At 35.5% G+C, this 26,862-nt stretch carries 23 protein-coding genes and 1 other RNA gene; 12 read left to right on the top strand and 12 right to left on the bottom strand.

Annotation, left to right across the window (positions count from 1 at the left end; genetic code table 11):
• Positions 1–228: 228 nt before the first annotated feature.
• From MP478_RS15120 to MP478_RS15110, 3 genes are read right to left on the bottom strand one after another with little or no spacing between them, the layout of a single operon-like run.
• Positions 229–1,854, bottom strand: a complete 1,626-nt coding sequence (locus tag MP478_RS15120) for an AMP-binding protein (RefSeq protein ID WP_257200894.1) — start codon at positions 1,852–1,854, stop codon at positions 229–231.
• Positions 1,855–1,913: 59 nt separating this feature from the next.
• Positions 1,914–2,588, bottom strand: a complete 675-nt coding sequence (locus tag MP478_RS15115; protein ID WP_230040488.1) for a beta-carotene 15,15'-monooxygenase — start codon at positions 2,586–2,588, stop codon at positions 1,914–1,916.
• Positions 2,581–3,072 (bottom strand): RNA polymerase sigma factor, encoded by a 492-nt coding sequence (locus MP478_RS15110; protein ID WP_115970156.1) that lies wholly within the window; start codon positions 3,070–3,072, stop codon positions 2,581–2,583. The genes MP478_RS15115 and MP478_RS15110 overlap by 8 nt, the downstream gene beginning before the upstream one ends.
• Positions 3,073–3,210: 138 nt before the next feature.
• On the opposite strand from MP478_RS15110, the gene rnpB reads away from it, so the two are divergent.
• Positions 3,211–3,534: RNase P RNA component class A (rnpB, locus tag MP478_RS15105), an RNA gene on the top strand.
• 298 nt (positions 3,535–3,832) lie between these two features.
• On the opposite strand, the gene MP478_RS15100 is transcribed toward rnpB, so the two are convergent.
• Both MP478_RS15100 and MP478_RS15095 read right to left on the bottom strand, forming a co-directional pair.
• The gene (locus MP478_RS15100; RefSeq protein WP_257200893.1) at positions 3,833–4,702 is read right to left on the bottom strand and encodes a polyphosphate kinase 2 family protein; all 870 of its coding nucleotides are present in this window, start codon (positions 4,700–4,702) and stop codon (positions 3,833–3,835) included.
• Between the two features lie 156 nt (positions 4,703–4,858).
• Positions 4,859–5,323 carry a DUF1573 domain-containing protein gene (locus tag MP478_RS15095; RefSeq protein ID WP_047488266.1) on the bottom strand — a complete coding sequence of 155 codons (465 nt, stop codon included), beginning with the start codon at positions 5,321–5,323 and terminating at the stop codon, positions 4,859–4,861.
• Between the two features lie 128 nt (positions 5,324–5,451).
• On the opposite strand from MP478_RS15095, the gene MP478_RS15090 reads away from it, so the two are divergent.
• The 6 genes from MP478_RS15090 (at position 5,452) to MP478_RS15065 (ending at position 12,091) form a co-directional block, all read left to right on the top strand.
• Positions 5,452–8,067 carry a valine--tRNA ligase gene (locus MP478_RS15090; protein WP_257200892.1) on the top strand — a complete coding sequence of 872 codons (2,616 nt, stop codon included), beginning with the start codon at positions 5,452–5,454 and terminating at the stop codon, positions 8,065–8,067.
• A 216-nt stretch (positions 8,068–8,283) separates the two neighbouring features.
• Entirely contained in the window at positions 8,284–8,919 is a 636-nt protein-coding gene (locus MP478_RS15085) for a DUF4241 domain-containing protein (RefSeq protein ID WP_230040474.1), read from the top strand.
• A gap of 67 nt (positions 8,920–8,986) precedes the next feature.
• A complete protein-coding gene (locus MP478_RS15080) occupies positions 8,987–9,877 on the top strand; it encodes a ribokinase (protein WP_047488274.1) in 891 nt (296 codons plus the stop codon).
• 89 nt (positions 9,878–9,966) lie between these two features.
• On the top strand, positions 9,967–10,812 hold the full coding sequence (locus MP478_RS15075) for a serine aminopeptidase domain-containing protein (protein WP_257200891.1): 846 nt from the start codon (positions 9,967–9,969) through the stop codon (positions 10,810–10,812).
• Positions 10,809–11,453, top strand: coding sequence for an HD domain-containing protein (locus MP478_RS15070; RefSeq protein WP_257200890.1), 645 nt, complete (start codon positions 10,809–10,811; stop codon positions 11,451–11,453). The genes MP478_RS15075 and MP478_RS15070 overlap by 4 nt, the downstream gene beginning before the upstream one ends.
• Positions 11,454–11,491: 38 nt before the next feature.
• Complete coding sequence (locus MP478_RS15065; RefSeq protein ID WP_257190775.1) at positions 11,492–12,091, top strand: hypothetical protein; 600 nt, start codon at positions 11,492–11,494, stop codon at positions 12,089–12,091.
• A gap of 49 nt (positions 12,092–12,140) precedes the next feature.
• Here MP478_RS15065 and MP478_RS15060 read toward each other — a convergent pair whose 3' ends face one another.
• The 7 genes from MP478_RS15060 to MP478_RS15030 form a co-directional block, all read right to left on the bottom strand.
• A complete protein-coding gene (locus MP478_RS15060; RefSeq protein WP_230040466.1) occupies positions 12,141–12,371 on the bottom strand; it encodes a hypothetical protein in 231 nt (76 codons plus the stop codon).
• Positions 12,372–12,550: 179 nt separating this feature from the next.
• Positions 12,551–13,441, bottom strand: coding sequence for a DUF72 domain-containing protein (locus tag MP478_RS15055; RefSeq protein ID WP_230040464.1), 891 nt, complete (start codon positions 13,439–13,441; stop codon positions 12,551–12,553).
• Between the two features lie 101 nt (positions 13,442–13,542).
• Positions 13,543–15,702, bottom strand: coding sequence for a T9SS type A sorting domain-containing protein (locus MP478_RS15050; protein WP_257200889.1), 2,160 nt, complete (start codon positions 15,700–15,702; stop codon positions 13,543–13,545).
• 222 nt (positions 15,703–15,924) lie between these two features.
• Positions 15,925–16,641 (bottom strand): hypothetical protein, encoded by a 717-nt coding sequence (locus MP478_RS15045; protein WP_257190773.1) that lies wholly within the window; start codon positions 16,639–16,641, stop codon positions 15,925–15,927.
• Between the two features lie 178 nt (positions 16,642–16,819).
• A complete protein-coding gene (locus MP478_RS15040) occupies positions 16,820–18,487 on the bottom strand; it encodes a ribonucleoside-diphosphate reductase subunit alpha (RefSeq protein WP_257190949.1) in 1,668 nt (555 codons plus the stop codon).
• Positions 18,488–18,534: 47 nt separating this feature from the next.
• Complete coding sequence (locus tag MP478_RS15035; protein ID WP_230040456.1) at positions 18,535–18,825, bottom strand: hypothetical protein; 291 nt, start codon at positions 18,823–18,825, stop codon at positions 18,535–18,537.
• A gap of 103 nt (positions 18,826–18,928) precedes the next feature.
• Positions 18,929–19,903, bottom strand: coding sequence for a ribonucleotide-diphosphate reductase subunit beta (locus MP478_RS15030; protein WP_257190772.1), 975 nt, complete (start codon positions 19,901–19,903; stop codon positions 18,929–18,931).
• A 423-nt stretch (positions 19,904–20,326) separates the two neighbouring features.
• On the opposite strand from MP478_RS15030, the gene MP478_RS15025 reads away from it, so the two are divergent.
• The 5 genes from MP478_RS15025 (at position 20,327) to MP478_RS15005 (ending at position 26,671) form a co-directional block, all read left to right on the top strand.
• A complete protein-coding gene (locus tag MP478_RS15025) occupies positions 20,327–21,016 on the top strand; it encodes an ABC transporter ATP-binding protein (RefSeq protein ID WP_230040452.1) in 690 nt (229 codons plus the stop codon).
• 83 nt (positions 21,017–21,099) lie between these two features.
• Positions 21,100–22,329: an ABC transporter permease gene (locus tag MP478_RS15020; RefSeq protein ID WP_230040450.1), complete on the top strand. Its 1,230-nt coding sequence runs from the start codon at positions 21,100–21,102 to the stop codon at positions 22,327–22,329.
• A gap of 81 nt (positions 22,330–22,410) precedes the next feature.
• Positions 22,411–23,682, top strand: a complete 1,272-nt coding sequence (locus tag MP478_RS15015) for an ABC transporter permease (protein WP_230040448.1) — start codon at positions 22,411–22,413, stop codon at positions 23,680–23,682.
• Between the two features lie 124 nt (positions 23,683–23,806).
• Positions 23,807–25,012, top strand: a complete 1,206-nt coding sequence (locus MP478_RS15010) for an efflux RND transporter periplasmic adaptor subunit (protein ID WP_257190771.1) — start codon at positions 23,807–23,809, stop codon at positions 25,010–25,012.
• Positions 25,013–25,147: 135 nt separating this feature from the next.
• The gene (locus tag MP478_RS15005) at positions 25,148–26,671 is read left to right on the top strand and encodes a glycosyltransferase family 39 protein (RefSeq protein ID WP_257200888.1); all 1,524 of its coding nucleotides are present in this window, start codon (positions 25,148–25,150) and stop codon (positions 26,669–26,671) included.
• Positions 26,672–26,862 lie beyond the last annotated feature (191 nt).

The raw sequence follows: 26,862 nt of genomic DNA, 5'->3' as shown, positions 1-26,862 counted from the left end.
AGTTTTATAGTGGCTGTAAATCCCTTGTTTAAGAGCTTTTCACTAAAAAGTGTCTTAAATAATTCTAACTTTTTATATAAAAACCTGATGAATGAAAAATTTTTTCAAAAAAAATAAAGTTCACCAATTAAATGATGAACCCATTCCGCTTTTTTATAAATTTTTTCATAAAAAAAAGGAACGCTTTTTTTTCCTTTTTTTCCTTTACAGTGGGTGATTCCAGATTTTTTACGAATTTCTTGAATTTTCCATTCCTAATTCCTTCATAGAAATCTCTCTCATTTCTACTTTTCTTACCTTTCCGGAAATGGTCATTGGGAATTCATCTACAAATTTCCAATACTTTGGGACTTTATAATGTGCAATTTTTCCTTTGCAATAATCCAACAGCTCTTCTTCTGTGATTGTAAAACCTTTTCTCACCTTGACCCACGCCATTATTTCTTCTCCAAATTTTTCACTGGGTACGCCAATGATTTGAACATCAAGAATATGAGTGTAGGTATATAGGAAATCTTCAATTTCCTTTGGTGAAATATTTTCTCCACCCCTGATAATAAGATCTTTGATTCTTCCTGAAATCGTAATGTATCCGTCCTTATCCATTACGGCCATATCTCCCGTGTGCATCCATCGGGCGTTATCCAGTACCTTTTTTGTATTTTCAGGATCATTCCAGTATTTTAACATGACGGAATAGCCTCTGGTACATAGCTCACCATGTTCTCCCCGTTTTAGTATTCTTCCATTTTCGTCAACGATTTTTATTTCCAAATGATCCTGCACTGTTCCTACTGTACTGATCTGCTTTTCCAAAGGAGTTCCTATCAGCGTCTGAGTGGAAACAGGAGAAGTTTCCGTCATTCCGTAACAGATGCTCATTTCTTTGATGTTCATAAGGTTTTCAACTTTTTTCATGATTTCCGGCGGACAGACAGATCCTGCCATAACACCGGTTCTTAAACTTGAAAAATTATAAGTATCAAAATCTTTAACGGCCAGTTCTGCAATAAACATAGTAGGGACACCATATAATGAGGTACATTTTTCATCAGAAACCGTTTTTAAGGTCTTATCGGGATCAAAACTGTCATTAGGAATAACCATACAGGCTCCGTGGGCAGTACAGCATATGTTTCCGATAACCATTCCAAAACAGTGATAGAAAGGAACGGGAATACAGACCCGGTCTTTTTCTGTGTATCTCAACCTTATTCCAATAAAGTATCCATTATTTAAAATATTATGGTGGGATAACGTGACTCCTTTTGGAAATCCCGTAGTACCTGAGGTATACTGAATATTAACAGGATCGTCAAACTGTACATGTTCCTCAAAGCTGTGAAGGACCTCATCTGAAATATTCTGTCCGTTATTCACAAAATCATCCCAGTTTTCGTCAAAGAAAATTTCATGTTCAAGGCTGGGGCATACTTCTTTTGCATACTCTACCATTTCCTTATAATTACTGGACTTAAAGCTTAATGAAGAAAAAATAAAGCGAACCTCAGACTGGTTGAGAACATAGGTAAGTTCATGGGTTCTATAGGCAGGGTTGATGTTGACTAAAATGGTTCCTATCCTGGCAGTAGCATATTGTAAAAGTACCCATTCATATCTATTAGCAGACCATATCCCGATCCGGTCTCCGGATTTTGCTCCTAAAAATAATAGGGCTTTTGCAATGGCGGTTGTCTGATTATAAAATTCCTGATAAGTGGCTCTGTAATTCTGATGAACACAGACTAATGCTTCCTGGTTGGGGTATTTTTCAACTGTATTTTTAAGATTTCCTCCGATAGTTTGTCCTAATAACGGAATTTCAGAAGCTCCGTAGACATAAGATAATGGCATAGTATAAGATTTGGTTAAATAAATTTAACAAATATATCTTTAACTATGGGCTGGCCGTATTAATTTTCCTCGGAATCTATTCTTTTCAGCTGGTCCAGATTTTTGTCTAGCTTTTTAATGATACTTCCATACACCAATTTGTAATAAAACCAGATCATTGATACGGCAAGAAGTGTACTCACTACAATTCCAACGATAATGATGGTGAGATTAGAATTGGTAGGCTGTATATTCTGAGAGTTTAAAGTATAAAATATAAAAGCAATTAATACAAAGGTAAAAGCTACCAGAAGAACAATACTGATAAGAATAAATGCATTCACAGTTTTCTTGAATTTAATAATTTTCGTAATAAGTCCTTTAAGATTTTCTTCAATCTTTATTTTACGGTAGTTCTGATAGAATTTCAATACAAAATATGCAGTGATGAGCAGGCTTAAAATCTTTATAGCTAAATAAACGTGGCCAAAATTATCTTCTACTTCAGGTGCTCCCTGTGCGCCCAGTCTTTCCAATACATTACGGAAGCTGTCTGATTCTTCTTCCTGAAAGAAATAAAACAGACCTAAGACAGAGAAAAACAGGAATTCTACAACACTGATCCAGAAAATATACTTTATATAATTGCGTGATTTTCTATTCAACATCTGAAGGATTTCAGTGTTGTCATATTTTGGCTGCACAGGCTGTTCCTGCCATGTTTTCTTAAAGCTATCTAAATCAAATTCAGGCATATTTTTCCATCTGTTCTTTAAGGGTTTTCTTTAATCTGTTCATTTTCACACGTGCATTGACTTCGGTAATTCCGAGGTTTTCTGCAATATCCTTGTAAGGCAGATCGTCAAGATACATCATGACAATGGCTCTTTCTATATTAGGAAGAGTCTTGATTACAGTATACAAAAGCGAAATCTGTTGTTGTTTTTCATCATCATCTTCCACAAAGTCTCTGTGGTTGATGTCCAGTTCATTCGTAGGAAGGCTTTTGCTTTTTTTTCTGAAAAGAGTAATGGCTGTATTAAGCGCTACACGATACATCCACGTCGAAATTTTGGAATTTCCTTTAAAAGAATCATAACTTCTCCAAAGCTGTAAAACGATTTCCTGGAAGAGATCTTCTTCATCTTCAAGAGAATTAGTATATAAGCGAGATACCTTAATAATCAGACCCTGATTATCTTTAATAAGCTGCGCAAATTCTTTTTCCCTGGAATTCATAGATGTATAATGCCACGAAGATAATAATAATGTGTTAATAGATGAAGAATTATATTGGGCAAATACTTAAAAAGGCGATTAACTTATTTATCTACTCAGTTTTTCAGCCTTCCTTAAATTTATGTATCTTTGCATCCGCGAGAAAATCGGCCTGTTGATTCTTGTTTCGGCAAGGGTAGGAAAGTCCGGACACCATAGAGCAGCAAAGCGGATAACATCCGTCACCCGTGAGGGTAGGACAAGTGCAACAGAAAGCAGGTACAGTTCGGCTGTAGTGAAACCAGGTAAACTCTTTGCGGTGCAATGGTAAGTATATCGGTTCTTTTCAGTAATGGAAATAGGGGCGGCTCGTCCTGAAAGCCGAGGGGTAATCAGCTCAAGTCTTGCAGTAATGTAAGACGTAGATAAATAACAGGCACTTCTTCGGAAGCACAAAATCCGGCTTATAGATTTTCTCGTATTTTTCTTATATTGAAGATACTCATAGTATAAAAAAATAAGCGGAGATTTTTCTCCGCTTATTTTTTTAATTTTGTCCCGTCCTAAAATAAGTTGACAGAAAACCGACTTATTTTAGGACGGGACACCTAAGAGAATAAAGGCTGATGGCAAGAGCTGTTTTTTCATAGTTAAGTTTTAATGATATAGGTGCAAAATTATAATAATGAATATAAAAAAAATAATATAAATAGAAAATTATTCACATTATTATGTATTTATATTAAAAATATTATATAAAATAATTGATTTTATTAAATAATTATTCGTTCTCAAGAATGTTTTTAGAATCTATAAGACTCTGCTTGTTTTTTTCAGAAAGTTCCGGATATTTCAAATTCATCTTTTCAAGAGTATCAATGATGATCTGTATAGCGGCCACTCTGGCAAACCATTTATTGTCGGCAGGAAGTACATACCATGGAGCGTGATCCTTGGAAGTTTCATTGATGGCTGTCTCGTAAGCTTCCATATACTGATCAAATAGCACTCTTTCCGGAAGGTCTCCGGTAGAAAATTTCCAGTTTTTTTCCTGTTCATTAATTCTGTCCAGTAACCTTTTCTTCTGCTCATCTTTAGACACATTCAGAAAGATCTTAATAATGGTTGTTCCGTTTTGCGAAAGATGCTTTTCGAAATTTCTGATGCTTTCATATCGGTTTTCCCAGAACTTAGTATCAAAATCTTTTACCGAAGACCAGGTTTTCTCACTTAGGTTATATTCAGGATGTACTTTACATACCAGGACACTTTCATAATGTGAACGGTTGAAAATTCCAATCATTCCTTTCTGAGGTAGAGCCAGATAATGCCTCCATAAAAAATCATGGGAATATTCCCGGGAACTTGGCGTTTTAAAACTGGTTACATTACAGCCTTGTGGGTTTACGCCTCCAAAAACATGTTCTATCATACTGTCTTTCCCGGCAGCATCCATTGCCTGCAATACAACAAGCAGAGACTGGCTGCCATCTGCATATAGCTTTTCCTGCAGTTCGCGAAGCTTTTCTTTTTCTTTAATTAACAATTGCGCCCCTTCTTCTTTGGTAAGTTTTCCCTTATAAGATGTTGGCGTTTTTTTTATTGAGAATGTGCCCTTTACCTGAAAGTCATCTGAGAAATTGGTGTCCATATATTATAAAGATTAAAAGATTAAAAGATTAAAAGATCTTTGCTAGCCATCAGCCATCAGCCATCAGCCATCAGCCATCAGCCATCAACCATTAAATATAAATGTAATAAAAAAACCGCCTCCAGGGAGACGGTTCTTTTATTTTTTAAGTAGAATTTACTTCACTGCAGCTTTCTTAGCTAGTTTTGCAGCTTTTTTCTCAGCTTTTGCAGCTTCTTTCTGCTCAGCAGGAGTTAATACTTTTGCTTCAGGGGCGTTAGCATCTACATTACCTTTAATGTAAATTACACTTCTGCTGTTGGCAGGGTCATTAGAGAAAACTTCAATCATTTTGTTGAATCCTCCGTTAAGAGCTGTGTTGTATCCAACTTTGATCTTAGCAGATTTTCCTGGCATGATAGGATCCTGGCTGAATTCCGGAGTTGTACACCCGCAAGAAGGTTTTACATTTGAAATGATCAAAGGCTTATCCCCAGTGTTTGTTACTGTAAAAAACCTTGTCCCATCAGCATTAGGCTTAATAGTACCGTAGTCGAAAGTAGTTTTATCAAATGTAATAGTTTGTGCAGATGCCAGAGCAAATGTTCCGAATAAAGCAATTCCTGCAATTAATTTCTTCATATTCTTGAATGTTAATATGTTTGTTAGATAAATTTTGTGAAACAAAGTTAAAAATTATTTTAATTCATGCTTAAAAATTTTTTTCTTTAGACTATTTTTGCAAATTGCAAGCCAAAGAAATAGAATTTATGCAGATTTCAGAAAAGTACAATCCACAGGAAACAGAACAAAAATGGTACAATTACTGGTTGGAAAATAAGTATTTCCACTCAGAACCTAATGAGAAACCTCCATATACTGTGGTAATACCTCCGCCAAACGTTACGGGGATATTACACATGGGACATATGCTGAACAATACCATTCAAGATGTTCTGGTCCGTCGTGCAAGAATGCGTGGATTTAATGCTTGTTGGATTCCGGGAACAGACCACGCTTCCATTGCTACCGAAGCTAAAGTTGTTGCTAAACTGAAGTCTGAAGGAATCAGTAAGTCAGATATTACCCGTGAACAATTCCTGGAGCATGCCTGGGAATGGACGAATAAATATGGAGGAACCATCCTTGAGCAGCTAAAAAAATTAGGATGTTCATGCGATTGGGACAGAACCCGTTTTACCTTGGAAGACAAACTTTCACAACAGGTGATTAAAAGCTTTGTAGATCTTTATAATAAAGGATTAATCTACAGAGGCTACAGAATGGTAAACTGGGATCCGGAAGCAAAAACCAATATCTCAGATGAAGAGGTCATATTTAAAGAACAGAACGGGAAGCTTTATTTCCTTAAATATAAAATCGAAGGCTCTGAAGAATTTCTTTCAGTAGCTACCACCCGTCCTGAAACTATTTTCGGAGATACTGCTGTATGTATTAACCCTAATGATGAGAGATACGCTCATCTGAAAGGTAAAAATGTAATTGTTCCGATTGTAAATAGCGTCGTTCCGATTATTGAAGATGAATATGTAGATATTGAATTCGGTACGGGAGCATTAAAAATTACGCCTGCACACGATACCAATGACTATGAGATCGGTCAGAAACATCAGCTGAAAATGATTGATGCTCTGGATGATGACGGAAATCTTAATGAGCACGGTCTTCATTATGCGGGGAAAAACAGATTTGAAGTAAGAAAGCAGATCGCCAAAGAATTAGAAGAAAAGGATCTTTTGTTAAAAGCAGAAGATTATGTGAATAAAGTAGGAACATCAGAAAGAACAGGGGCTGTTATTGAGCCTAAAATTTCAGTACAGTGGTTCCTTAAAATGTCCGACATTGCTAAACCTGCTTTGGATGTGGTAATGGATGATGAGGTAAAATTTTATCCTGAAAAGTTTAAAAACACCTATAAACACTGGATGGAAAACATCCGTGACTGGAACATCTCCCGTCAGCTTTGGTGGGGACAGCAGATCCCTGCTTATTATTATGGTACAGGAGATGAAGATTTTGTAGTCGCTGAAACTAAAGAAGAAGCCTTAGAACTGGCAAAACAAAAAACAGGAAATCAGGAGCTGACCGCAGAAAGCCTTAAGCAGGATGATGATGCATTAGATACCTGGTTCTCATCATGGCTGTGGCCGATATCTGTATTCGATGGATTGATTGATCCTGACAATAAAGATATTAATTATTATTACCCGACATCTGATCTGGTTACCGGTCCGGATATTATTTTCTTCTGGGTGGCAAGAATGATCATGGCTGGGTTGGAGTACAGAAAAGAAGTTCCTTTTAAAAATGTTTATTTCACAGGAATTGTAAGAGATAAGCAGAGAAGAAAGATGTCAAAATCTTTAGGAAACTCTCCGGATCCACTTGAACTCATGGATAAATATGGTGCTGATGGTGTTCGTGTAGGAATCCTATTGAGCTCAGCAGCAGGAAATGACCTTCTTTTCGACGAAGATTTAATGCTTCAGGGAAGAAATTTCATGACAAAAATATGGAGTGCCTTCCGTTTGATTCAGGGATGGAAGCATGAAGATAAGCCAGCAATAGCTACAGATCACCAGGCTATTGAATGGTTTGAAAACAAATTAAACAAAACAATTGTTGAAATTAATGATCAGTTTGATAAATTCAGGATCTCTGATGCCCTGCATTTGATCTATAAATTAATTTGGGATGATTTTTGCGGATGGTATCTTGAAGCTATTAAGCCTAACTATGGAGAAGGGATTTCTAAAGAAGTATATGACAGAACAATTGTTTTCTTTGAAGAATTAATGAAGTTGCTTCATCCGTTCATGCCTTTCCAGTCAGAAGAAATCTGGCAGTTGATTTCGGAAAGAAGTATGGAAGAAGCTCTTGTTATTGCTCAGCAGAAAAATGCAGATATCTTTAATGAAGAAATAATCAGAAACTTTGAAATTGCAAAAGAACTGATTTCAGGAGTTAGAAATTATCGTCAGACTAAAGGGATTTCTCCAAGAGAAGAAGTTGAAATATTTACAAATGCTTCTGAATTTGCCAATGATAATGTGGTAAAAAAATTAGCTAATATTTCGGAGATCCATTTTGGATTGAAAACAGATAAGCCAAGTTTTACCTTCCTGGTAGGAGCAACAGAAGTGTCTATTCCTTTAAGTGAAAACTTAGATCTGGGAGAAGAAAAAGCTAAAACTGAAGAAGAAGTAAAATATTTAAAAGGGTTTTTAATTTCAGTTGAAAAGAAACTTTCCAATGAAAAGTTTGTGGCTAATGCCAAACCGGAAGTGGTAGAAGTTGAGCGTAAAAAACAAAAAGACGCTCAGGATAAAATTGCCATTTTGGAAGAGAAACTGAAAAGTTTGTAAGTAATCAAGGAAATTCCCTGAAAACTATATCTATAAAAGAAGACCAGTTAATCTCGTCTTCTTTTATGTATTAATGATAGAAATCAGGCAGTTGTACCTTAAAAGAAAGTGGAAGGCTAGAGTAGAAAGAAAAAGAAACATTACAAATGGTCATTGGATCAGTTGAATGAATTATTTTCGGTTTCAGCTACACATTGAAAACAAGTAATAAATAACATGAAACATATAGAAAACATACAGAAACTATTCTCAAAAGACTTTGTAGAAAGTCCTTTGTTGGAAAGTTTTGAAGTTGGAAAAATTTACCTTTCCAGTGGAAAACTGATAGCTTGTGATCCCCTAATCACAAATGATATGCTTCCTTTTACCACAGAATTTCCCAAAGGAAATTTCTCAGTGATGTTACACAAAGAAAGAGAGAGTAATTGTGTAGCGTATGCTGAAATCATATTCAGTAATTCTGCTATTGCAGATTGGAAACTGGCTACTACAGCAGGACAGAATATCAAGGATCTTGCAGAAGGAGAGGTTTTTGGATATCCTGTAGAAAGTGGAATGGGTTGTCTGATGGATGTGGATACCCAGGCCAGTCTTAATGATTTGGAACAAAAGCTATATCAGAAGAAAGGTGGAGACTTTATGGGAATCTATGAAGAATTTTTCCATGATTATTTCTTTGATGAGAACGGCGCGATAGACCAGTATGCTTTCTTAAAGCCGTCCGATGAACATCCTGGAACTATATTTGCCTTTGAAACCGGATATGGTGAAGGTTTTTATGCCAGTTATATTGCTTATGATAAAGATCAGCAGCCCGTAAAGATAATTACTGAATTTATTGAAATAAGTTAATAAAAATAGTTACTTTTGGATCACTGATTTTCACCAGATATAAATGTTAAAACTAATATAAAGCACAATGAAATTCTCCTCAGAACAACCCAGAATTATTGTTGTAGGCAGCTCATCAATAGATTTGGTTTTAGAAACCGAAAAGCTTCCTTTACCTAATGAAACCGTTTTAGCCGTTAATTCAGACAGCTATTTTGGAGGGAAAGGAGCCAACCAGGCAGTAGGAACAGCGAGGCTTGGAGCAAGTGTTTATTTTATAGGTTGTGTAGGAATGGATCCACTGGGTCAGCAAATCATGAGAAACCTTGTGAGTGAAAATGTGAATGTAGGTTTTGTTCATGAGACAGACAAAGAATCCACAGGGACAGCTTATGTAACAACCTGTAACGGAAATGCTGCTATTGTAGTGGTTCCGGCAGCCAATAAATATCTTAATAAAGCTCATATAGATGAAGCAGACCGGTATTTCCACAGTGCTGATCTTGTTCTTGTACAGCTTGAGGTTTCTATAGAAGTTGTAGAATACACGGTAAAAAAAGCGAAAAAATATGGCAAAAAAGTAGGGCTTTATGCTTCTCCTGCAATGCCTGTAAATGAAGCGATTATTGAAAATGTTGACTTTATTGTAGCAAAAAGCAATGAACTTTATATTATTTTTGGCGAAGAGAAAAGGGAAGAAGTCCTTAAAAAATACTTCAATAAAGTATTTGTAAGAGATGATACGAATTCTACTATTTATTTCGACGGTACGGAGATGAAATATTTCAGGAATGATAAAGATAAGACTGTTTATAAGATGGGAATGGGAGATGCATTTACTTCAGGGTTTGCTATAGCATTGTGCCACGGGAATACTATTGAAGACTGCGTGAAATTTGGAAATGAGGTTTCAGCAAGAGTCTCAGGGGGTAAAGGTTCACAGACAGGATTACCTAAGATGTCGGAATTCTTTTCTTAAAATTATTTAAGGCATATCAAAACTTAAAAACTTAACATAAAAATATAATGAAAATGTCCACTTTTATAGTGGATTTTTTCTTTTATACTATGGAAAAACTAATACTTACCACAGAGGATCATGTTTCTTTAACGGCACACCTTTTTAAACCTGAAAAAAGCAATGGAAAATTACTGCTTATTAATTCTGCAACAGGGGTTAAACAACAGGTATACTTTTCATTTGCCCAATATTTTTCCGAGCAGGGATTCACAGTGATCACTTATGATTATAGGGGAATTGGGCTTTCCAAACCGGAGAATATGAAAGGTTTTCATGGCTCTATGAGGCTTTGGGGCTCAAAGGACTACCAAGAGCTCACCCGTTATATCAAGGTGAAATTCTCTGAATACAGAAAATACTGTCTGGGACATTCTGTAGGGGCATTAATTCTGGGGATGAATAAAGATTCTGAGATTTTTGAAGAATTTATTTTTGTTGGAACTCAAAATGCTTTTGTGGGAAACCTTAAAAAAAGAACAAAAATTGAAGCTTATCTTGGCTTTGGAATTGTTCAGCCCTTAACCACCTCAGTATTAGGGTATTTTCCGGCACATTGGTTTGGGCTTGGAGAAAGTCTGCCAAAAGATTGTGCATATGACTGGAGAACCTTAATTTTAAACAAGAAATCAACCAACAAACTGTTGGAAAAAATTGATGACTATTCTAAAAATTTAAAACAGAAAGTATTCGTAGTCAGGGCGGAAGATGATGTATGGTTAACCGAGAAAGGAGTATTAAGTTTATTAAATGATACTTATCCTAACCTTACACCCACCTATAGACTTGTAAAAACTTCCGAATCTGATAAAAAAGAAATAGGACATGTTAATTTTTTTAGAAATTATAATAAAAAACTTTGGGATATTATTTTAAATGAACTGATAGATAAATGAAAAGTACAATTGACAAGACCGTAGAATTTGTAAAAGAAAAATTAATCGGGGCAGAAGCCGGACACGACTGGTTCCATATTGAAAGAGTTTGGAAGCTGTCCAGAAAGATTGCAGAAACAGAAACCTGTGATCAGGAAGTGGTAGAGCTTTCGGCACTTCTTCATGATATTGCAGATCCCAAATTTCATAATGGAGATGAGACGATAGCTCCTAAAATATCCAGAGAATTTCTTACAGGGCAAAATGTTTCTGAGGAGACGATAGGAAAGGTTCTTTTTGTTATTGAGCATATATCATTTAAAAATAGGGGTAATGCCTCTGTAGATCTTTCCATAGAGCTTAAAATAGTTCAGGATGCAGACCGTATCGATGCTATTGGAGCTATTGGGATTGCCAGAACATTTAACTTCGGCGGGTTCAAAAATAATCTGATGTATGATCCTGAGATTAAGCCTAGCTTACATATGTCCAAAGAAGAGTATAAAAAATCAAATGGTACAACCATTAATCATTTTTATGAAAAATTATTGCTTCTGAAAGAGTTGATGAATACGGAGACCGGGAAAAAACTGGCTGAAGAAAGGCATAGTTATATGCTGAACTTCCTTGACCAGTTCTATAAAGAATGGAATGTAGATTAAGATTCTCCTGAAAATTCTGAAATCAGTATCTTTGCAGTATGGAATTTATCATTTTTGTTATCTTTTGGGCTTGTGTACTTTCTTTGGTTTTTTATAAAGTAAAATCAGGAAAGGTGGCAAAATGGGCAAAGCTGTTCCGTATTCTCACCGTTGTTTTTTCAATTTCTTTTTTTGCCTATTGGTTTATCAAAAAAAGTGCTGTGGCATTTGTAGACAATTCAGTGGGACTTCAGGTTGTTAATAAGCTTCCCCAGGCCCTGGATTTTTACCTGATCAATGTCAGCAAGGAACAGTCAAACATACTGCTGGAACCCAAGCACATTGGAAAAATCCGCCCGGAATACTACAGGATAGAATATCTTAAAATGGATAAATCTGATGAATATTGGATTGTAGGATATTTGGGAAAAAAGAACCTGGTTTACTTTTCTCAGCATTCCGTTCCCAATAAGAATATTGATCAGATTGTAGAGGTACAAAATTATATCAATCAAAGTGTAAAGCTTTCCGAAGCTGCAAAAAAGCAGGTGGATGCCTACAACTATGAAAATACCAAACTGGGAATCTGGATCTCATTAGATTTTCTGCTTTTATTCCTTAACCTGGTATTGCTTCTGAGAAAAAATAAATCACACTAAATAAAAAAATGAGTAATAAACGTTTATTACTCATTTTTTATACTTTATATTAAGGATAATCCAGAATATGCATCACCTGCTCTTTGAGTTCTTCGGGGCAGCTTTTGACTAATCTATCTTTGCTCAGCTTGCTTATTTGTCCGGGCTCCAGCCATTCGGTAACATTTGAGCTCATGCTATGGTTATCATATATTCTTTTTATGGTACCATTTTCATAAAAAATATATTCATCACCCAACCAGTTGGTAGTGATGTTGATTCTACAGATTTCCTTTTCCATTATCTCGTTTTTTTAAGTTTACACTATTGTGTGAAATATATTAGTTCACTAAAGTATAAAAATTTATGATACGAAAAGACTTTTATCACCAGGAATTGAATTTTAAGTGATAAATTGGAATTGTTCTGTATAAGCTTTTGTGAATGAGTATATTATTATTTGACAGTAATCTGTTCGGATTAAAATAATGTTCCCGTATTTTCAGTGGCCATCTGAGGAATATGAATATCAGTTTTCCATTCTTCATTGATTTTTTTAATGAAGTAAGCAGACAGCAGGGGAGAAGCTTTTTCTATATTTTGATGTACAAAGAAATAAAGATTTTGTAAGCCTTCTTTTTTCCATTTTGTCAGATGCTGTAACCAATCGTCCAATCTTTCATAATCACTCTCTGCGTTGGCTCCTACATAACGGATAAATGCATTGGGAGTAGTAAGGCGCATATGGAGCATATCTCTTCTTCCCGCAGTATCTACAATGATGTTGGTGATGTTATGGGCTTCAAAGAGCTCACAGGTAGTATTGAGGATCTCTTCGTCAGTAAACCATTCCGTATTTCTAAGCTCTATAGCCAGAGGAACTTCTTTTGGCCATTCTTTTACAAATTTTTCCAGCCTGTCATAATCTTTAGGTTTAAAATTGTCATGAAGCTGAAGAAAAGCCATTCCTAATTTTTCATCAAAATTCATGACGGCAGAAGCGAAATGAGTTACAGGATCCGTCACGTCGATAAGTCTTCGGAAGTGGGAAACTGTATTGGTGATTTTAGGAAAGAACTTAAAATTTTCAGGTGTTTTTTCTTTCCATGTTTTCACCTGATCCGGAGTAGGCATTCCGTAAAATGTAGCATTCAGTTCAATAGAATTAAATTGAGTGGCATAATAGGTCAGCTCATCCTTTGTTCCTTTAGGATAAAACCCTTTAAGGTCGGTCTTATTCCATTTGGCGCATCCAATAGATAGGTTTTCAAACCCTTTTTTATTAAGATTTAAAATTTCTTTAGTTTTAGAATGATCTTTGGGAAGGGTAAAATCTATTTTTGAAGGGTCTTCTACTTGTCCGAATTTCATATATCTCGTTTTATGGTATTAAACAATATACACAAATATAAATCAAAAAAATCATAGAACGTTCTATGATTTTTGGTAAAGAATATGTGTTTTGAAGAAGATTATCTTTTTATAATCTTCTCCGTTACTTGCCCTTTATCAGTAGTTATTTTCATGATATAAACAGAGCTAGGATAGCTTGAAAGATCAATTTTTATAAGTTCCTGATTAAAATCCTGGTTGAAGATAATCCTTGACTGAGTATCAATTATTTTTATGTTTTTTATAACAGAGTCAGAATTAACCTGCAGGATATCCTTTACGGGATTTGGGGAAACTTTGAAAGATTTTATATTAGTTTTTACATTTCTGTTTTGAAGAAAGCTTCCACAGTTTGCTGTAAATGTAATATCAGGATACATTGATTGCAGATCGCTTAATTGGGCATCGTCGACACACATCTGGAGATTAATGTTATAGCCATTGTAATCATGAAATTCCTCTATAGATCCATTTCTTATATTAACATAAGTGAGGTTTGGCATATTCCAAAGTGAAAGTCCTTCGAAATTTGTTGCAGTAGAAAAATTCAGTTGTGTTATTTGAGGGCTATTGCTGATAAATGCAGTTTTTAGCTTAATATTATTTAAAGTATTCACTTGTGAAATTAAAGCTAATGACTGTAAAGTAATGGATTCCAAGTTAAAATTGTTAGAAATATCAATAGAAGATAGTAAGTTGTCTTCTTTAAGCTCTAATGTTTTTAAAGCAGAGCATTGTGATGTATTGAAGGTATTTATTTGTGTATTGTGAATAGTAATTTCTTTAATACCAGTACACTGTAATAAATTAATTGAATTTAATTCAGGAAAAACACCATCTCTTTCTAGTACATAATAACCGATCGCTATTTTTTGTATAGCAGTACAGTTCTGTATATCCAATTCTTTTAAATGACTGTTACCACTAAAAATGAAATTGGCTAATGAGGTACAGTTTTTAGCAGTAATTTTTTGTAGGTCATCGTTACCTTGAGTATTTACTGTCTCGGTTCTGCCGGTTTTTAAAGTGGTAAGATTTGCAAGATTACTAACATTCACGGTATTCATATAGCCACATGAGTTGGTGATATCAATATTTTCCAAAGCTTGTGCAGCACTGAAGTTGACATTATTGGATATTTTCTGATTAAAAGCCTTTAGTATTTTAAGTTTTGGAAGACCTGCAAGGTTCAATGCATTTACATTCCCAAAATAAATACCGGATGTAGTATTGTATCCGTATCTGTTGTAGAAAGAGCAATCTAATTCTTCCAGATTAACAAGCCCTGCTGTACTAAAATTAATAGTGGGAGCATTCAGTCCTTTTATTTTTTTTAACGAAGTACTGCCATTCAGGTTTACTGCAGAAAAATAGGCTCCGGTTGAAGAATAGTGATCGGTGTCTGCTATGATTTCCTGCAAATTAGTACAGTTGTTGGCAATCAGTTCGATATCCTGACTGTTACCGGAGAAAAATGTTCCGTTATCACCCAATACAGATATCTTTGTTAAAGTATTTAGATTAGGAACCGAAATTTTTGATAAAAACTTACAAGAATTAAAAGTTAAACTGGTAATACTTGAGTTCTGAATATGAAGTTCCATAAGCTCGGCTGAATCAATTACCGCATTGCTGTTGATCTGTTGACAGTTTTTTAGGGTTAAACTGTTTTCAGGAGAATACCACGGATTACCTGTAGCCTGGTAGGCGATGACATCTGTAATATTGTTGATGCCCGGGCAGTTGTCAAATGAAAGATTAATAGGAGCAGCTGTATATTGTCCGGATTGGGAGAGGTCATAGTAGAAAGGTCTTCCCTGTACTTTTTTTATTTTGGTGTTATTGATAAAGCTGATATTGGCGTTTCTGGTATTCCAAAAGTAAAGTTCTTCAAGATTGGAGAAAAGTAAGGCATCTGAAATACCGTCAGGAAGATGGCTGTTGTAATAGGCAGAGTTTATATTGTTAGGATCATATCGGTCTCCGGCAGGATCAATATACATCTGCTCAGCATCTACTTTTATATCCAGGATTTTTACCCGCTGGGCTTCCGAAAGCTGAATTTCCCCATCTCCATTTTGGTCTACTGCGATAGCGTTTCCATTGAAATCTTTTGCTATCTGATTGGTAGAATTAGCACTTAGAAGAAGGGCTTTGAATTTTACATCAGAAAAGTTGAGTGTCTGAGTGTAAGCCACAGAAAAACAGCTTACTAATAAAGTAAATAATATTTTTTTCATAATTGAGTTTTTAATGGTATTAGATTTTATGACTATCCATTCATGTGGCTGCTAAAATAGCCCTTTTTCAATAGATTGATTATTAGTATTTTTTAATGTGTTTTTATTATTTATATGCTAAATTTGATTTTTTAGATGTGATTTTATTAACAATTTTAATAAATTTAAAAAATAAATATGATATTATTCTTTTGTATAGAAAAATATCTATGCCTGTCGGATCTATTTAAAATTCATCCAGTTTCCGGAATGAAGATTCCCTAAAAGCTTTTTCTCATAAGTTGAATTGCAGATAAAAAGTGTAGATTCTGAAAGTCTGCTCTTTTCTATTTCTTCAATTTCTTTTTTGTCAGCTTCACTTACGATATGGTGAGGATTGGAAAAATCTAAACGGCTATTGGTTGATAATTTAATGATTCTGTCTTTATCTCTCCAGGTAAAAACCTGACTATGGGTATATCCGGATGAGTCTTCTGTTAGTTCGGGATCCTGATATTCTTTTTTCAGGGCAGCAATGAATTTAAGGATGTCATCTTTGGAAGCCTGCGTAACGGCATTGATGAGCATGAGATTTCCTTTATCATCAACAAGTGATTCTAGTCTTGAAAAATGGATGTTGTCAAATTGGGCAACAACATCTTCAGGAGAATACCCCACTACGCGATATTGTATCGCAAAAATTTTATTCCGGTCCCCATTCCATGTGTTGTCATATTCGGTAATGGTATCTTTTTCAACATATTGTTTTCCGCTTAAAAGCTTAATATTTTCTCTCTTCATGGAGTTCTTATAAAAACGCTCAGCATTTAATCCCAGGTCAATCTTTTTTAAGTTCAGAATATCCTTATCATATTCCTGGCCTTGGCAGGAAATACAATATATACACAAAAGGATTAAAACATAATTTTTTATAGCATTGAGGTATACATTATTTTTCATGGTTTTTTTTATAGCAATATCCAATATTTTTTTAGAATCCCTACGCTTTTTTTCTGTTGAAATTAATCATCGTGACTTATGCAATATAAAAATCACTTATAAATACTGTGATGCCAGAAAATATAAAAGCACGCCCTTTGGCGTGCTTTCGTTGATATGACGTGTTTATTATTTGGATTTATGCTTCACAAGCAGAGCACGTTACGAAATTAACCATCATTTCTTTTGAAACAGAAGAACTTCTTTGGTAGTAAAGTGTTTTCACTCCTTTCTTCCATGCTTCTATATACAGATAGTTAACGTCTTTTACAGGCATTGTGGAAGGAATCTGAAGATTCAATGATTGTGCCTGGTCGATATATTGTTGTCTCTGTGCAGCCTGAGAAATAATTTCCATAGGAGAAATTTCCTTGAATGTTTTGAATACAGCTTTTTCTTCGTCAGTTAATTCAGATAAATGCTGTACAGAACCATGGTTCAGCATGATTGTTCTCCAGGTTTCTTCATTGTCCAGTCCTTTTTCTTCCAATAATTTAGCAAGATATTTGTTCTTACGCATAAAGTTTCCTTTAGCCAGACCTGCTTTATAATAATTAGAAGCAAAAGGCTCAATTCCCGGAGATGTTTGTCCTAAGATGGCCGAACTTGAAGTGGTAGGAGCAATGGCCATTGTAGTGGTATTTCTCAGTCCGTATCCTTTCAATAATTCCGGTTCACCATAAATATTGGCCAGTTCTCTTGAAGCCTGCTCAGCCTGTTCTTTGATATGTTTGAAAGCTCTTGCATTGAATTGAGTGGCCTCAAAACTTTCAAACGGAATCATGTTTTTCTGTAAATAAGAGTGGTATCCTAATACCCCTAATCCAAGCGCTCTATGACGCAGTGCGAAGTTTCTTGCTCCCTGCAGGTAATAATTTCCTTCAGTTTTTTCGATGAATTCTGATAAAACAGCATCAAGGAAATAGACAGCCAGCTTTACAGCATCAGTATCTTTCCATTCATCATACAGCTCCAGATTCATTGATGATAAACAGCAGATGAATGATTCTTCTCTTGTAGATGGAAGCATAATTTCCGAACAAAGATTACTTGCATTAACGGTCATTCCCTGATCTTTGTAAACCTGAGGTTTGTTTCTGTTTACGTTATCTGTAAAGAAAATATAAGGAAGACCTTTCTGCTGACGGCTTTCTAATACTCTTGCCCAAACTTTACGTTTTTCCATATCACCGTCAATCATATCCTGCATCCAGTAGTCAGGTACACAAACTCCGGTAAATAAATTCTGAATAGGGCTTCCGATATCTTTAATGGATAAAAATTCTTCAATATCTCCATGGTCGATGTCCAGATAAGCTGCAAAAGCACCTCTTCTTACGCCTCCCTGAGAAACAACATCCATTGCGGTATCAAACAATTTCATGAAAGAAACGGCTCCTGAAGATTTTCCATTATCTGTTACTGCAGTACCTCTGTTACGAAGTTCTCCAAAATATCCGGAAGTTCCACCTCCAATTTTTGTCTGCATAATAACCTCACCCATTTTGTGAGTAATCCCTTCAATACTATCCGGGATATGAACATTGAAACATGAGATAGGAAGACCTCTCTGTGTTCCCATATTAGCCCATACCGGGGAAGAGAAGCTGATCCATCCTTTGGTGATCATTTCCTTAAAAGCAGGCTGTAGTTCCGGCTTATATAATTTTTTTGCAGCAGCAGTGGTGATTCTGTCGATGGCTCCATCTACTGTTTCTCCTTTCAACAGATATCCTCTGTTCAGCATTTGCTCAGACTCTTCATTGAGCCACCATATATTTGAATTTTGTTCTTCCATAGATGTTATATTTTCGAATTCCGAAGTGTGGTAATCACTCCGGAATTTTGTTGTATTTATATTATTGATTGTAAAATTTCTACTTTGTGGGAACCATTCAGCCCGCTCTCATCTCTTAATTTCTGAAACTCTTTAAAAGAAGGTATATTCAAAACTTCATGCTGTACTTCCTCATTGATGTAGTTTGAATAATGTAAAAAAGTAACACCGTCTTCTTTTACAAAGACCTTATATTCAAAGGTTGATTGATCCAGATTTTTAAAATCATTCAAAAACTTTTGAATATTAGCTTTATTTGTAGGAACAAATTCAGATTTTACCGTGTAACTTACTATTACGTTAATCATCTTTTATATTTGTGCTTGTTGAATTAATTGGCTGTAATTGAAATAAATAATTTATTCTAATAGGATCTGCTTTGGCGCTCGCTTCGCTCGCGCTTTATATCATTTAAAACAAATCGTTTGCTGTAATACTCTTATCGTGTTTTGTATAATCTACAGGCCTCTTGGCAAAGAAATCATCCATAGAGTTAGCGAAAACCTCTTCTTCAAACCATTTCATAGGGCGGTATTGCTCCGGAGAAATATTATAACGGGTTTCCATATTGATTTTCTTTAAGCTGTCATCAACACGATATTTCATAAAGTTCAGAAGGTCTTCTCTTGAGAAAACTGTCAACTCTCCTAATTCAAAGATCCAATCCAGGATTTCACCTTCCAGTTCTATGGATTGGTCTACCAGGGTGTAGATGTCTTCAATGTCAGAATCAGTCAATAGATTAGGTTGTTCCTCACGGATCTTATTGATCAGATAAATTCCTGCATTGGCATGAATCTGCTCATCTACTGAAGTCCAGGCAATGATATTAGATACATTTTTCATGTACCCTTTGAACCTTGTGAAAGAAAGGATGATGGCAAACTGAGAAAACAGGGATACATTTTCAATTAAAATACTGAATAATAAAAGAGAAGAAACATATTCTTTTGGTGTCGTAGAATTGGCATGCTTAAGAACATTTGATAAGAAATCAATTCTCTTTTTCACGGCAGGAATTTCTATTACCGTTGAAAATTCTTCATTATATCCTAACACCTCCAATAAACGGGAATATGCTTCGGAATGACGAAATTCGCATTCTGCAAAAGTAGCTCCCAAACCATTCAGTTCCGGTTTTGGCATGTGGTTGTATAGGTTTCCCCAGAATGTCTTTACAGACACCTCGATCTGTGCAATGGCTAAAAGCGCATTTTTTACAGCATGCTTTTCATTGGGTTCCAACTGCGAATGAAAATCCTGAACATCTGCAGTAAAATCCACTTCCGAATGTACCCAGAACGATTTGTTGATAGCTTCTACAAATTGAAGAACCTCAGGGTATTCAAATGGCTTATAACTTACTCTTTTATCAAAAATTCCCATATTAAATATCTTTATAATTAAATAATTCAGATGTATGTGGATAACGTTCAGAAAACATTTAACTTTTTGTTTATGTGTTGTTTGTGAATTAAACTTATTCACAAACTATGTTTGTGTTTCTGATCAGAATCTAACTACAAAGTTCGAAAAAAAGAACTGATTTTGAAAGGGGTAAATACTAATTGACTGACTTTTAGCTGTAAAAGTTTTCCACATTTACATGAAACCAGCACGGATAATAGGCTAAGCAGCAATATTGAGGATAAATGGATGGAAAACTAAAGTTACGATTAAACAATTTGTTGTAAAGTGCTTTTAATAGAGGTGTATTTTGTTAAACAAAAAAATATTTGAATAAATTTTTATTCTTGTAACAATTTGAAATTATCATCTACTTATTGGATATAAAACATACATCACTTAATGTTAGTAATTCAGGATTTACATAAGTCATACGATACAGGAAAAAGCAAGCTTCATGTCCTTAAAGGGATCAATCTGAATATTTCAGAAGGTGAGTTTGTATCTATTATGGGAAGTTCCGGTTCCGGAAAATCTACACTTCTTAATATTATTGGTATTCTGGATGAAAAGGATTCAGGAATATATGATCTTGATGGAGTACCCATTGAGCATTTATCTGAAATAAAAGCGGCCGAATACAGAAGTAAATTCTTGGGTTTTGTTTTCCAGTCCTTCAATTTGATCAGTTATAAGACTGCTTTGGAGAATGTAGCTCTTCCTTTGTATTATCAGAATGTACCCAGAAAAGAGCGTAATCAGAAAGCAATGGAGTATTTGGAGAAAGTAGGGTTGGCGCAGTGGGCCAATCACCTTCCCAATGAACTTTCAGGAGGACAGAAACAGAGAGTTGCTATTGCCAGAGCCCTTATTACAAATCCCAAAGTAGTATTGGCGGATGAACCTACGGGAGCATTGGATTCAAAGACTACTCATGATATTATGAAGCTTCTTCAGGATATTAACAATGAAGGAAAGACAATCATTGTGGTGACTCATGAACCTGATGTGGCTGCCCAAACGAAACGAAACGTAATACTGAAAGATGGTATTATTGAAAGTGATGAATTTATTAAGCAGCTTGTACTGTAGATAAGTTAATTTGAGAATTTGAAAATGAGATAATTTGAAAATTTAACAATCGTAAATTTTCAATCTTTTAATACTAATAAAAAATGTTTGATCTAGATCGTTGGCAGGAAATATTCAGTTCTATCCGCAGTAACGTACTTCGGACGGTACTTTCCGGATTTACTGTGGCCTTGGGGTTATTTATTTTCATTGTATTGTTTGGAATCGGGAAAGGACTTCAAAACGCTTTCTCTGAAGGGTTTGCAGGAGATGCCAAAAACCTGATTACGATTTATACAGGAAAAACCACTTTAGCCTATAAGGGATTACAGTCGGACAGGAACGTTACCATGAATAATGACGACTATGATTTTCTAATCAATACAGATAAGGAAAAAGTAGGTGCTTCCACAGCCAGATATGCAGCCAATTTAATGGTAAAATATGGGAAGGAAAGCGGACTTTATCAGATACATGGGGCAGAACCCGGAGAACAGATTATTGAAAACAGAAAGATTATCGATGGTCGCTATATTAATTCCTTTGACCTTCAAAGAAAACAGAATGTAGCAGTCATTGGAAGAATGGTTCAAAGAGATTTAATTAAAAATGGAAGCTCAGTAGGAAAAGAGCTGGATATTAATGGAACCATGTTTAAAGTAGTGGGTGTTTTTTCCGATGATGGAGGAGACCGGGATGAAAGACACATCACTGTGCCAATAACAACCCTGCAACAAATGAAAAAAGGTTCTGATACTGTAAATACAGCCTTTATTACCTATAGTGATAAGCTCACTCCCGAGCAGGCTATTAAATATGGAGATGAACTGAAAGATAAATTAAAATCGAGAAAAAATGTCTCTCCTGATGATGAAAACGGAGTCCGTATCTGGAATAATGCCAAGAATATGAATGATACATTCACATTTATGGCGGTTCTTACGGCTATTGTAGGATTTATCGGGATGGGAACCTTACTGGCGGGAATTATCGGGATCAGTAATATCATGGTGTACATCGTAAAAGAGAGAACTAAAGAAATAGGCGTGCGGAAAGCCATTGGTGCCAAGCCTGGAGGTATTGTCGGGTTGATTGTACAGGAAAGCGTTGTTATTACAGTGGTTTCAGGTTTTGTAGGAGTGGCAGTAGGGGTTTTGACGTTAAACCTGCTTGGAGACAGCCTTGAAGAGTTCTTTATCAAAAGTCCGAGTGTAGGATGGGGAACGATAGTAATGGCATTTGTAGCATTGGTCTTTTCCGGATTGATTGCCGGATTTGTTCCTGCATACAGAGCTTCAAGGATTAAACCGATAGAAGCATTAAGAACAGAATAACAGCAATTTGAAATAGGGTAATGATGAACGGTTGTACCTTTTACCCTTTTACAAATAGTAATAATTTATAACTAAGAAGAAGTGAATATCATATTTAAAAAAGACACTTGGCAGGAGATCTATTATTCATTGAGGAATAATAAGCTTCGGACATTTCTTACCATGATTGGAGTAGGATGGGGGATGTTTTTGTATGTAAGTCTTCTTGGAGCAGCCAAAGGAATGGAGAATGGTTTTGATAAATTATTTTCAGGGTTTGCTACCAACTCTATTTTTCTGTGGGCGCAGAAAACGTCTATTCCTTATGAGGGATTTCCTAAGGGAAGAGAGGTACATCTCAATTTATCCGATATGGATATGCTGAAAAGAAAACTCACAGAGATTGATTATATATCACCTCAGAATTCCAGAGGGAGCTTTACCGGAACACCCGGAGAGTCGATGTCGAGAAATGGTAAAAGCAGTACGTACTCTCTTACCGGAGATTATTCTGTAGGGAATAAAATTTCAGAGAAGAAACTTATTTTCGGAAGATATATCAATGATGCAGACGTTTCAGGAAATAAAAATGTAGTGGTTATCGGAGAAGAAATCTATAAAAATTTTTTTGAGGCTAAGAAGAAAGAAAACCCGATTGGAAAATCCATTAATATAAAAGGAATATTCTTTAATGTAATAGGTGTTTTCAGAGTGAAAAAAGGAGGAGGTTTTGAAAATGATCAAACGGCTTTTATTCCACTTTCTACTTATACCAAAATGTATAATGCCGGAGAACAGATTGATATGTTCGCTATTGTCAGTAAGCCCAATGCAAACGTAAATGACGTGGAGGAACATGCAAAGCAGGTTTTAAAATCCAAGAATAAAGTTTCTCCTGAAGATACCAATGCTTTTGGAAGTTTCAACTTAGGAAAGGAATTTAAAAAACTAACAGGCTTTCTTACAGGAATGCAGCTTTTAACAATTATCGTGGGAACATTGACGATTCTTGCCGGGGTAATTGCCATTTCAAATATCCTGCTGATCACGGTAAAAGAAAGAACAAAAGAGATAGGGATCAGAAGAGCGTTAGGAGCAAAGCCCGCTGAAGTAAGGAATCAGATTTTGCTGGAAAGTGTTGTGATTACACTCTCGTCCGGGCTTCTGGGTTTTATGTTTGGGATCTTTGTGCTGATGATTTTAAATGCGGTTACACAAGGACAGGATTCTTTTCCTTTCTATAACCCAACGGTAAATTACGGAAATGTATTTGCAGCCATGGCAGTCATGGTGATTTTAGGATTGATTATCGGAATGATACCGGCACAGAGAGCGGTAAAGATAAGACCAATTGAAGCATTACGATCAGAATAATAAAATAATTAGAAAAATAAATAATTTGAAGATTTGAAATTGCAGTAATCCGACCATAAGCATACAGGATCCATCTTTTAATTTCTAAATTATTCAATTTTAAAGTAAAAAATAAACTATACATATGAAAAAGAAATTCACTTGGAAAAAAGCCATTTATATTGTGTTAGGGCTTTTATTTGCAGTGGCATTGTTCTCTGGGATTGGCTATCTTGTAAAATCAAACTCTAAAGAGAGTGAGGCCTTTCTGACCCGTAAGCCTTCTGTCCAGAATATGGATGATAAAGTGATGGCTACCGGAAAAATTACTCCAAAAGAAGAAGTTGAAATTAAGCCCAATATTGCCGGGATTATCGATAAAATTTTAGTGAAAGAAGGAGATAAAGTGGAAGCAGGGCAGTTAATTGCTACCGTGAGAATTGTTCCTAGTATTTCTGAAGTGAATGCAGCACAGCAGGAAGTTCAGAATGCACAGCTTCAGATCGGTAACTCTCAGCTGAATGTAAGTAATATGCAGAAGCAATTTGATATGCAGGAGAAACTGTATAAACAAGGAGTTGCTTCCAAGCAGGAATATCTTAATTCCCAGCAGCAATTGTTTTCTCAGCAGCAGTCTCTTAAAAATGCTCAACAACAGCTTAATACCGCTCAAAAAAGACTGCAGATTGCCAAAACGGGTGCTACCCCTGAACTTCAGGGACAAGGATTGGCTACGACGCAGATCCGTTCCAAAACTTCAGGAACTGTTCTTGAGGTTCCTGTAAAAGTAGGAAGCCAGGTAATTGAAGCCAATAACTTTAATGCAGGAACAACTATCTGTTCTGTAGCAGATTTGAACTCTCTGATCTTTAAAGGGGAAATTGACGAAGCTCAGGCAGGAAAACTAAAAGAAGGAATGGATATGAATATCGTAATCGGTGCATTACAGAATAAAACATTTCCAGGAAAGCTTACCATGATTGCTCCCAAAGGAAAAGATAATGCAGGAACTATTAAATTTCCGGTAGAAGGAGATGTAACAAATCCTAATAATGAATACATCAGAGCCGGTTTCTCTGCTAACGGAGAAATTGTATTGAGCTCTCAGAAAAACGCTTTGCTATTGGACGAATCTTTAGTTCAGTATGAAAAGAAACAAGGGAAAGATGTTCCTTTTGTAGAAGTAAAACAAAAAGACGGAAAGTTTAAAAAGACCTACTTAAAACTTGGAGCAAGTGATGGAATTAACGTTCAGGTTCTTCCTGGATCAAATATCACAAAAGATTCAGAAGTGAAAGTTTGGAATCCATCAGACAAGGATAAAGAAGAATTAAAGTCAAAACAAAAATAATAAACTGACACTATACATTTAGCTGTTAAATCCCGGAGACTTCTTCGGGATTTTTTATTCCCTCTGGCATATAAGCAGCTGATGTAATAAAAGCAATATGTAAAATGTCTTACCTTTAATTCTAAACAGCCAACCATGAAAAAAAGTTATTGGGTACTCTTCCTTTTTATCATTGCAAAATTTATTCTTCAATACGTTCTGGTAAGCCCGGAGTATGACTTGCAGCGTGATGAATATTTACATCTTGATCAGGGGAATCATCTTGCCTGGGGCTACCTCTCTGTTCCTCCTGTCAGTTCATGGTTTGCATGGCTTATCAAAATATTGGGAGGATCCCTATTTTGGGTCAGATTTTTTCCGACTTTATTTGGAGCATTAACAATCGTGGTGGTCTGGAAAATTATAGAAGAATTAAAAGGAAGCATGTTTGCTCAGATATTAGCAGGTCTGGGAATTTTACTGTCAGTACTTCTTCGTTTAAATATGCTTTTTCAACCCAATTCTTTAGAAGTACTGTTATGGACCTTGTTTTTTTATATTCTGATAAAATATGTCAATACAGAAAAGGTGCAATGGCTTTATTGGGGTGGATTGGTATTTGGAATAGGAGTTTTGAATAAATACAATATAGCATTCTTAGCCTTAGGATTTATTCCGGCGCTTTTGATTACAGACCAAAGGAAAATTTTCAGAAATCCACATGTATACTGGGCTGGAATTTTAACTTTAATTCTTATTCTTCCTAATTTACTTTGGCAGTATCACAATAACTTTCCGGTAATTCATCATATGAAAGCACTTTCTGAAAATCAATTGGTGAATGTAAACAGGTTTGATTTTCTAAGGGCTCAGGCGCTGTTTTTCATAGGAGTTACTTTTGTGATCATAGCCGGTTTATATGCACTAGTGTTTGAACGGTCTTTCAGAAAATTGAGGTTTTTCTTCTGGGGATATGTGGTCACCATTGCATTATTCATGTTTTTCAGAGCAAAAGATTATTATGCAATAGGGCTTTACCCTGTTTATATTGCTTTTGGAGCTGTTTATCTCGGGATAATTCTCCAAAATGGATGGAAGAAGTTTTTAAAACCTATTTGCATTCTGCTCCCTACCCTGCTTTTTTTGCCCGTATATTATCTTGCATTTCCAAACAAAAGTCCTGAAGCGATCGTTCAACATCCGGAATGGTATAAGAAATTCGGATTGCTTCGATGGGAAGATGGAAAGGATCACTCTTTGCCCCAGGATTTTGCTGACATGCAGGGATGGAGAGAGCTGGCTCAAAAAGTTGACCAGGAATATACTAAGCTGTCAAAAACTGGAAATACCTTGGTTTTATGTGATAATTACGGTCAGGCAGGAGCTATTAATTATTATTCAAAAGCCGGGATAAAAGCAGTTTCGTTCAATGCGGATTATATCAACTGGTTCGATTTCAGCAAAAAATATGACAATCTCATTAGAGTTAAAGATTATTCGGAGGGAATGGAAGAGCTGAAAGATACCAGTCCTTATTTTGTACATTCCAAAATTTTAGACTCTATTACTAACCCTTATGCACGGGAGGAAGGGACCAGGATATTCAGTTTTAAGAGTGCTAAAATTAATATTAACAATAGGCTTAGGAAAGAGATTGAAGAAGTGAAAAAAGAGTATTAATATATGATTTGAATTAATGTAAAAAAACTTTAACGCAATAATGTTGCATTAATGTTTTTTATTTTAACTTTGCATAAGCAATAAGCAATAAGCAATAAGCAATAAGCAATAAGCAATAAGCAATAAGCAATAAGCAATAAGCAATAAGCAATAAGCAATAAGCAATAAGCAATAAGCAATAAGCAATAAGC

Source organism: Chryseobacterium sp. WG14 (assembly GCF_024586945.1).
GTDB lineage: Bacteria > Bacteroidota > Bacteroidia > Flavobacteriales > Weeksellaceae > Chryseobacterium.
The sequence above is the reverse complement of the archived record's forward strand: the minus strand, read 5'-3'. Positions and strand labels throughout refer to the sequence as shown.

What these genes read in the sequence shown, in the direction of transcription:
- MP478_RS15120 (WP_257200894.1), bottom strand. Translation starts at nt 1,854, where the DNA reads ATGCCATTATCTTATGTCTACGGAGCTTCTGAAATTCCGTTATTAGGA.
- MP478_RS15115 (WP_230040488.1), bottom strand. Translation starts at nt 2,588, where the DNA reads ATGCCTGAATTTGATTTAGATAGCTTTAAGAAAACATGGCAGGAACAG.
- MP478_RS15110 (WP_115970156.1), bottom strand. Translation starts at nt 3,072, where the DNA reads ATGAATTCCAGGGAAAAAGAATTTGCGCAGCTTATTAAAGATAATCAG.
- MP478_RS15100 (WP_257200893.1), bottom strand. Translation starts at nt 4,702, where the DNA reads ATGGACACCAATTTCTCAGATGACTTTCAGGTAAAGGGCACATTCTCA.
- MP478_RS15095 (WP_047488266.1), bottom strand. Translation starts at nt 5,323, where the DNA reads ATGAAGAAATTAATTGCAGGAATTGCTTTATTCGGAACATTTGCTCTG.
- MP478_RS15090 (WP_257200892.1), top strand. Translation starts at nt 5,452, where the DNA reads ATGCAGATTTCAGAAAAGTACAATCCACAGGAAACAGAACAAAAATGG.
- MP478_RS15085 (WP_230040474.1), top strand. Translation starts at nt 8,284, where the DNA reads ATGAAACATATAGAAAACATACAGAAACTATTCTCAAAAGACTTTGTA.
- MP478_RS15080 (WP_047488274.1), top strand. Translation starts at nt 8,987, where the DNA reads ATGAAATTCTCCTCAGAACAACCCAGAATTATTGTTGTAGGCAGCTCA.
- MP478_RS15075 (WP_257200891.1), top strand. Translation starts at nt 9,967, where the DNA reads ATGGAAAAACTAATACTTACCACAGAGGATCATGTTTCTTTAACGGCA.
- MP478_RS15070 (WP_257200890.1), top strand. Translation starts at nt 10,809, where the DNA reads ATGAAAAGTACAATTGACAAGACCGTAGAATTTGTAAAAGAAAAATTA.
- MP478_RS15065 (WP_257190775.1), top strand. Translation starts at nt 11,492, where the DNA reads ATGGAATTTATCATTTTTGTTATCTTTTGGGCTTGTGTACTTTCTTTG.
- MP478_RS15060 (WP_230040466.1), bottom strand. Translation starts at nt 12,371, where the DNA reads ATGGAAAAGGAAATCTGTAGAATCAACATCACTACCAACTGGTTGGGT.
- MP478_RS15055 (WP_230040464.1), bottom strand. Translation starts at nt 13,441, where the DNA reads ATGAAATTCGGACAAGTAGAAGACCCTTCAAAAATAGATTTTACCCTT.
- MP478_RS15050 (WP_257200889.1), bottom strand. Translation starts at nt 15,702, where the DNA reads ATGAAAAAAATATTATTTACTTTATTAGTAAGCTGTTTTTCTGTGGCT.
- MP478_RS15045 (WP_257190773.1), bottom strand. Translation starts at nt 16,641, where the DNA reads ATGAAAAATAATGTATACCTCAATGCTATAAAAAATTATGTTTTAATC.
- MP478_RS15035 (WP_230040456.1), bottom strand. Translation starts at nt 18,825, where the DNA reads ATGATTAACGTAATAGTAAGTTACACGGTAAAATCTGAATTTGTTCCT.
- MP478_RS15030 (WP_257190772.1), bottom strand. Translation starts at nt 19,903, where the DNA reads ATGGGAATTTTTGATAAAAGAGTAAGTTATAAGCCATTTGAATACCCT.
- MP478_RS15025 (WP_230040452.1), top strand. Translation starts at nt 20,327, where the DNA reads ATGTTAGTAATTCAGGATTTACATAAGTCATACGATACAGGAAAAAGC.
- MP478_RS15020 (WP_230040450.1), top strand. Translation starts at nt 21,100, where the DNA reads ATGTTTGATCTAGATCGTTGGCAGGAAATATTCAGTTCTATCCGCAGT.
- MP478_RS15010 (WP_257190771.1), top strand. Translation starts at nt 23,807, where the DNA reads ATGAAAAAGAAATTCACTTGGAAAAAAGCCATTTATATTGTGTTAGGG.
- MP478_RS15005 (WP_257200888.1), top strand. Translation starts at nt 25,148, where the DNA reads ATGAAAAAAAGTTATTGGGTACTCTTCCTTTTTATCATTGCAAAATTT.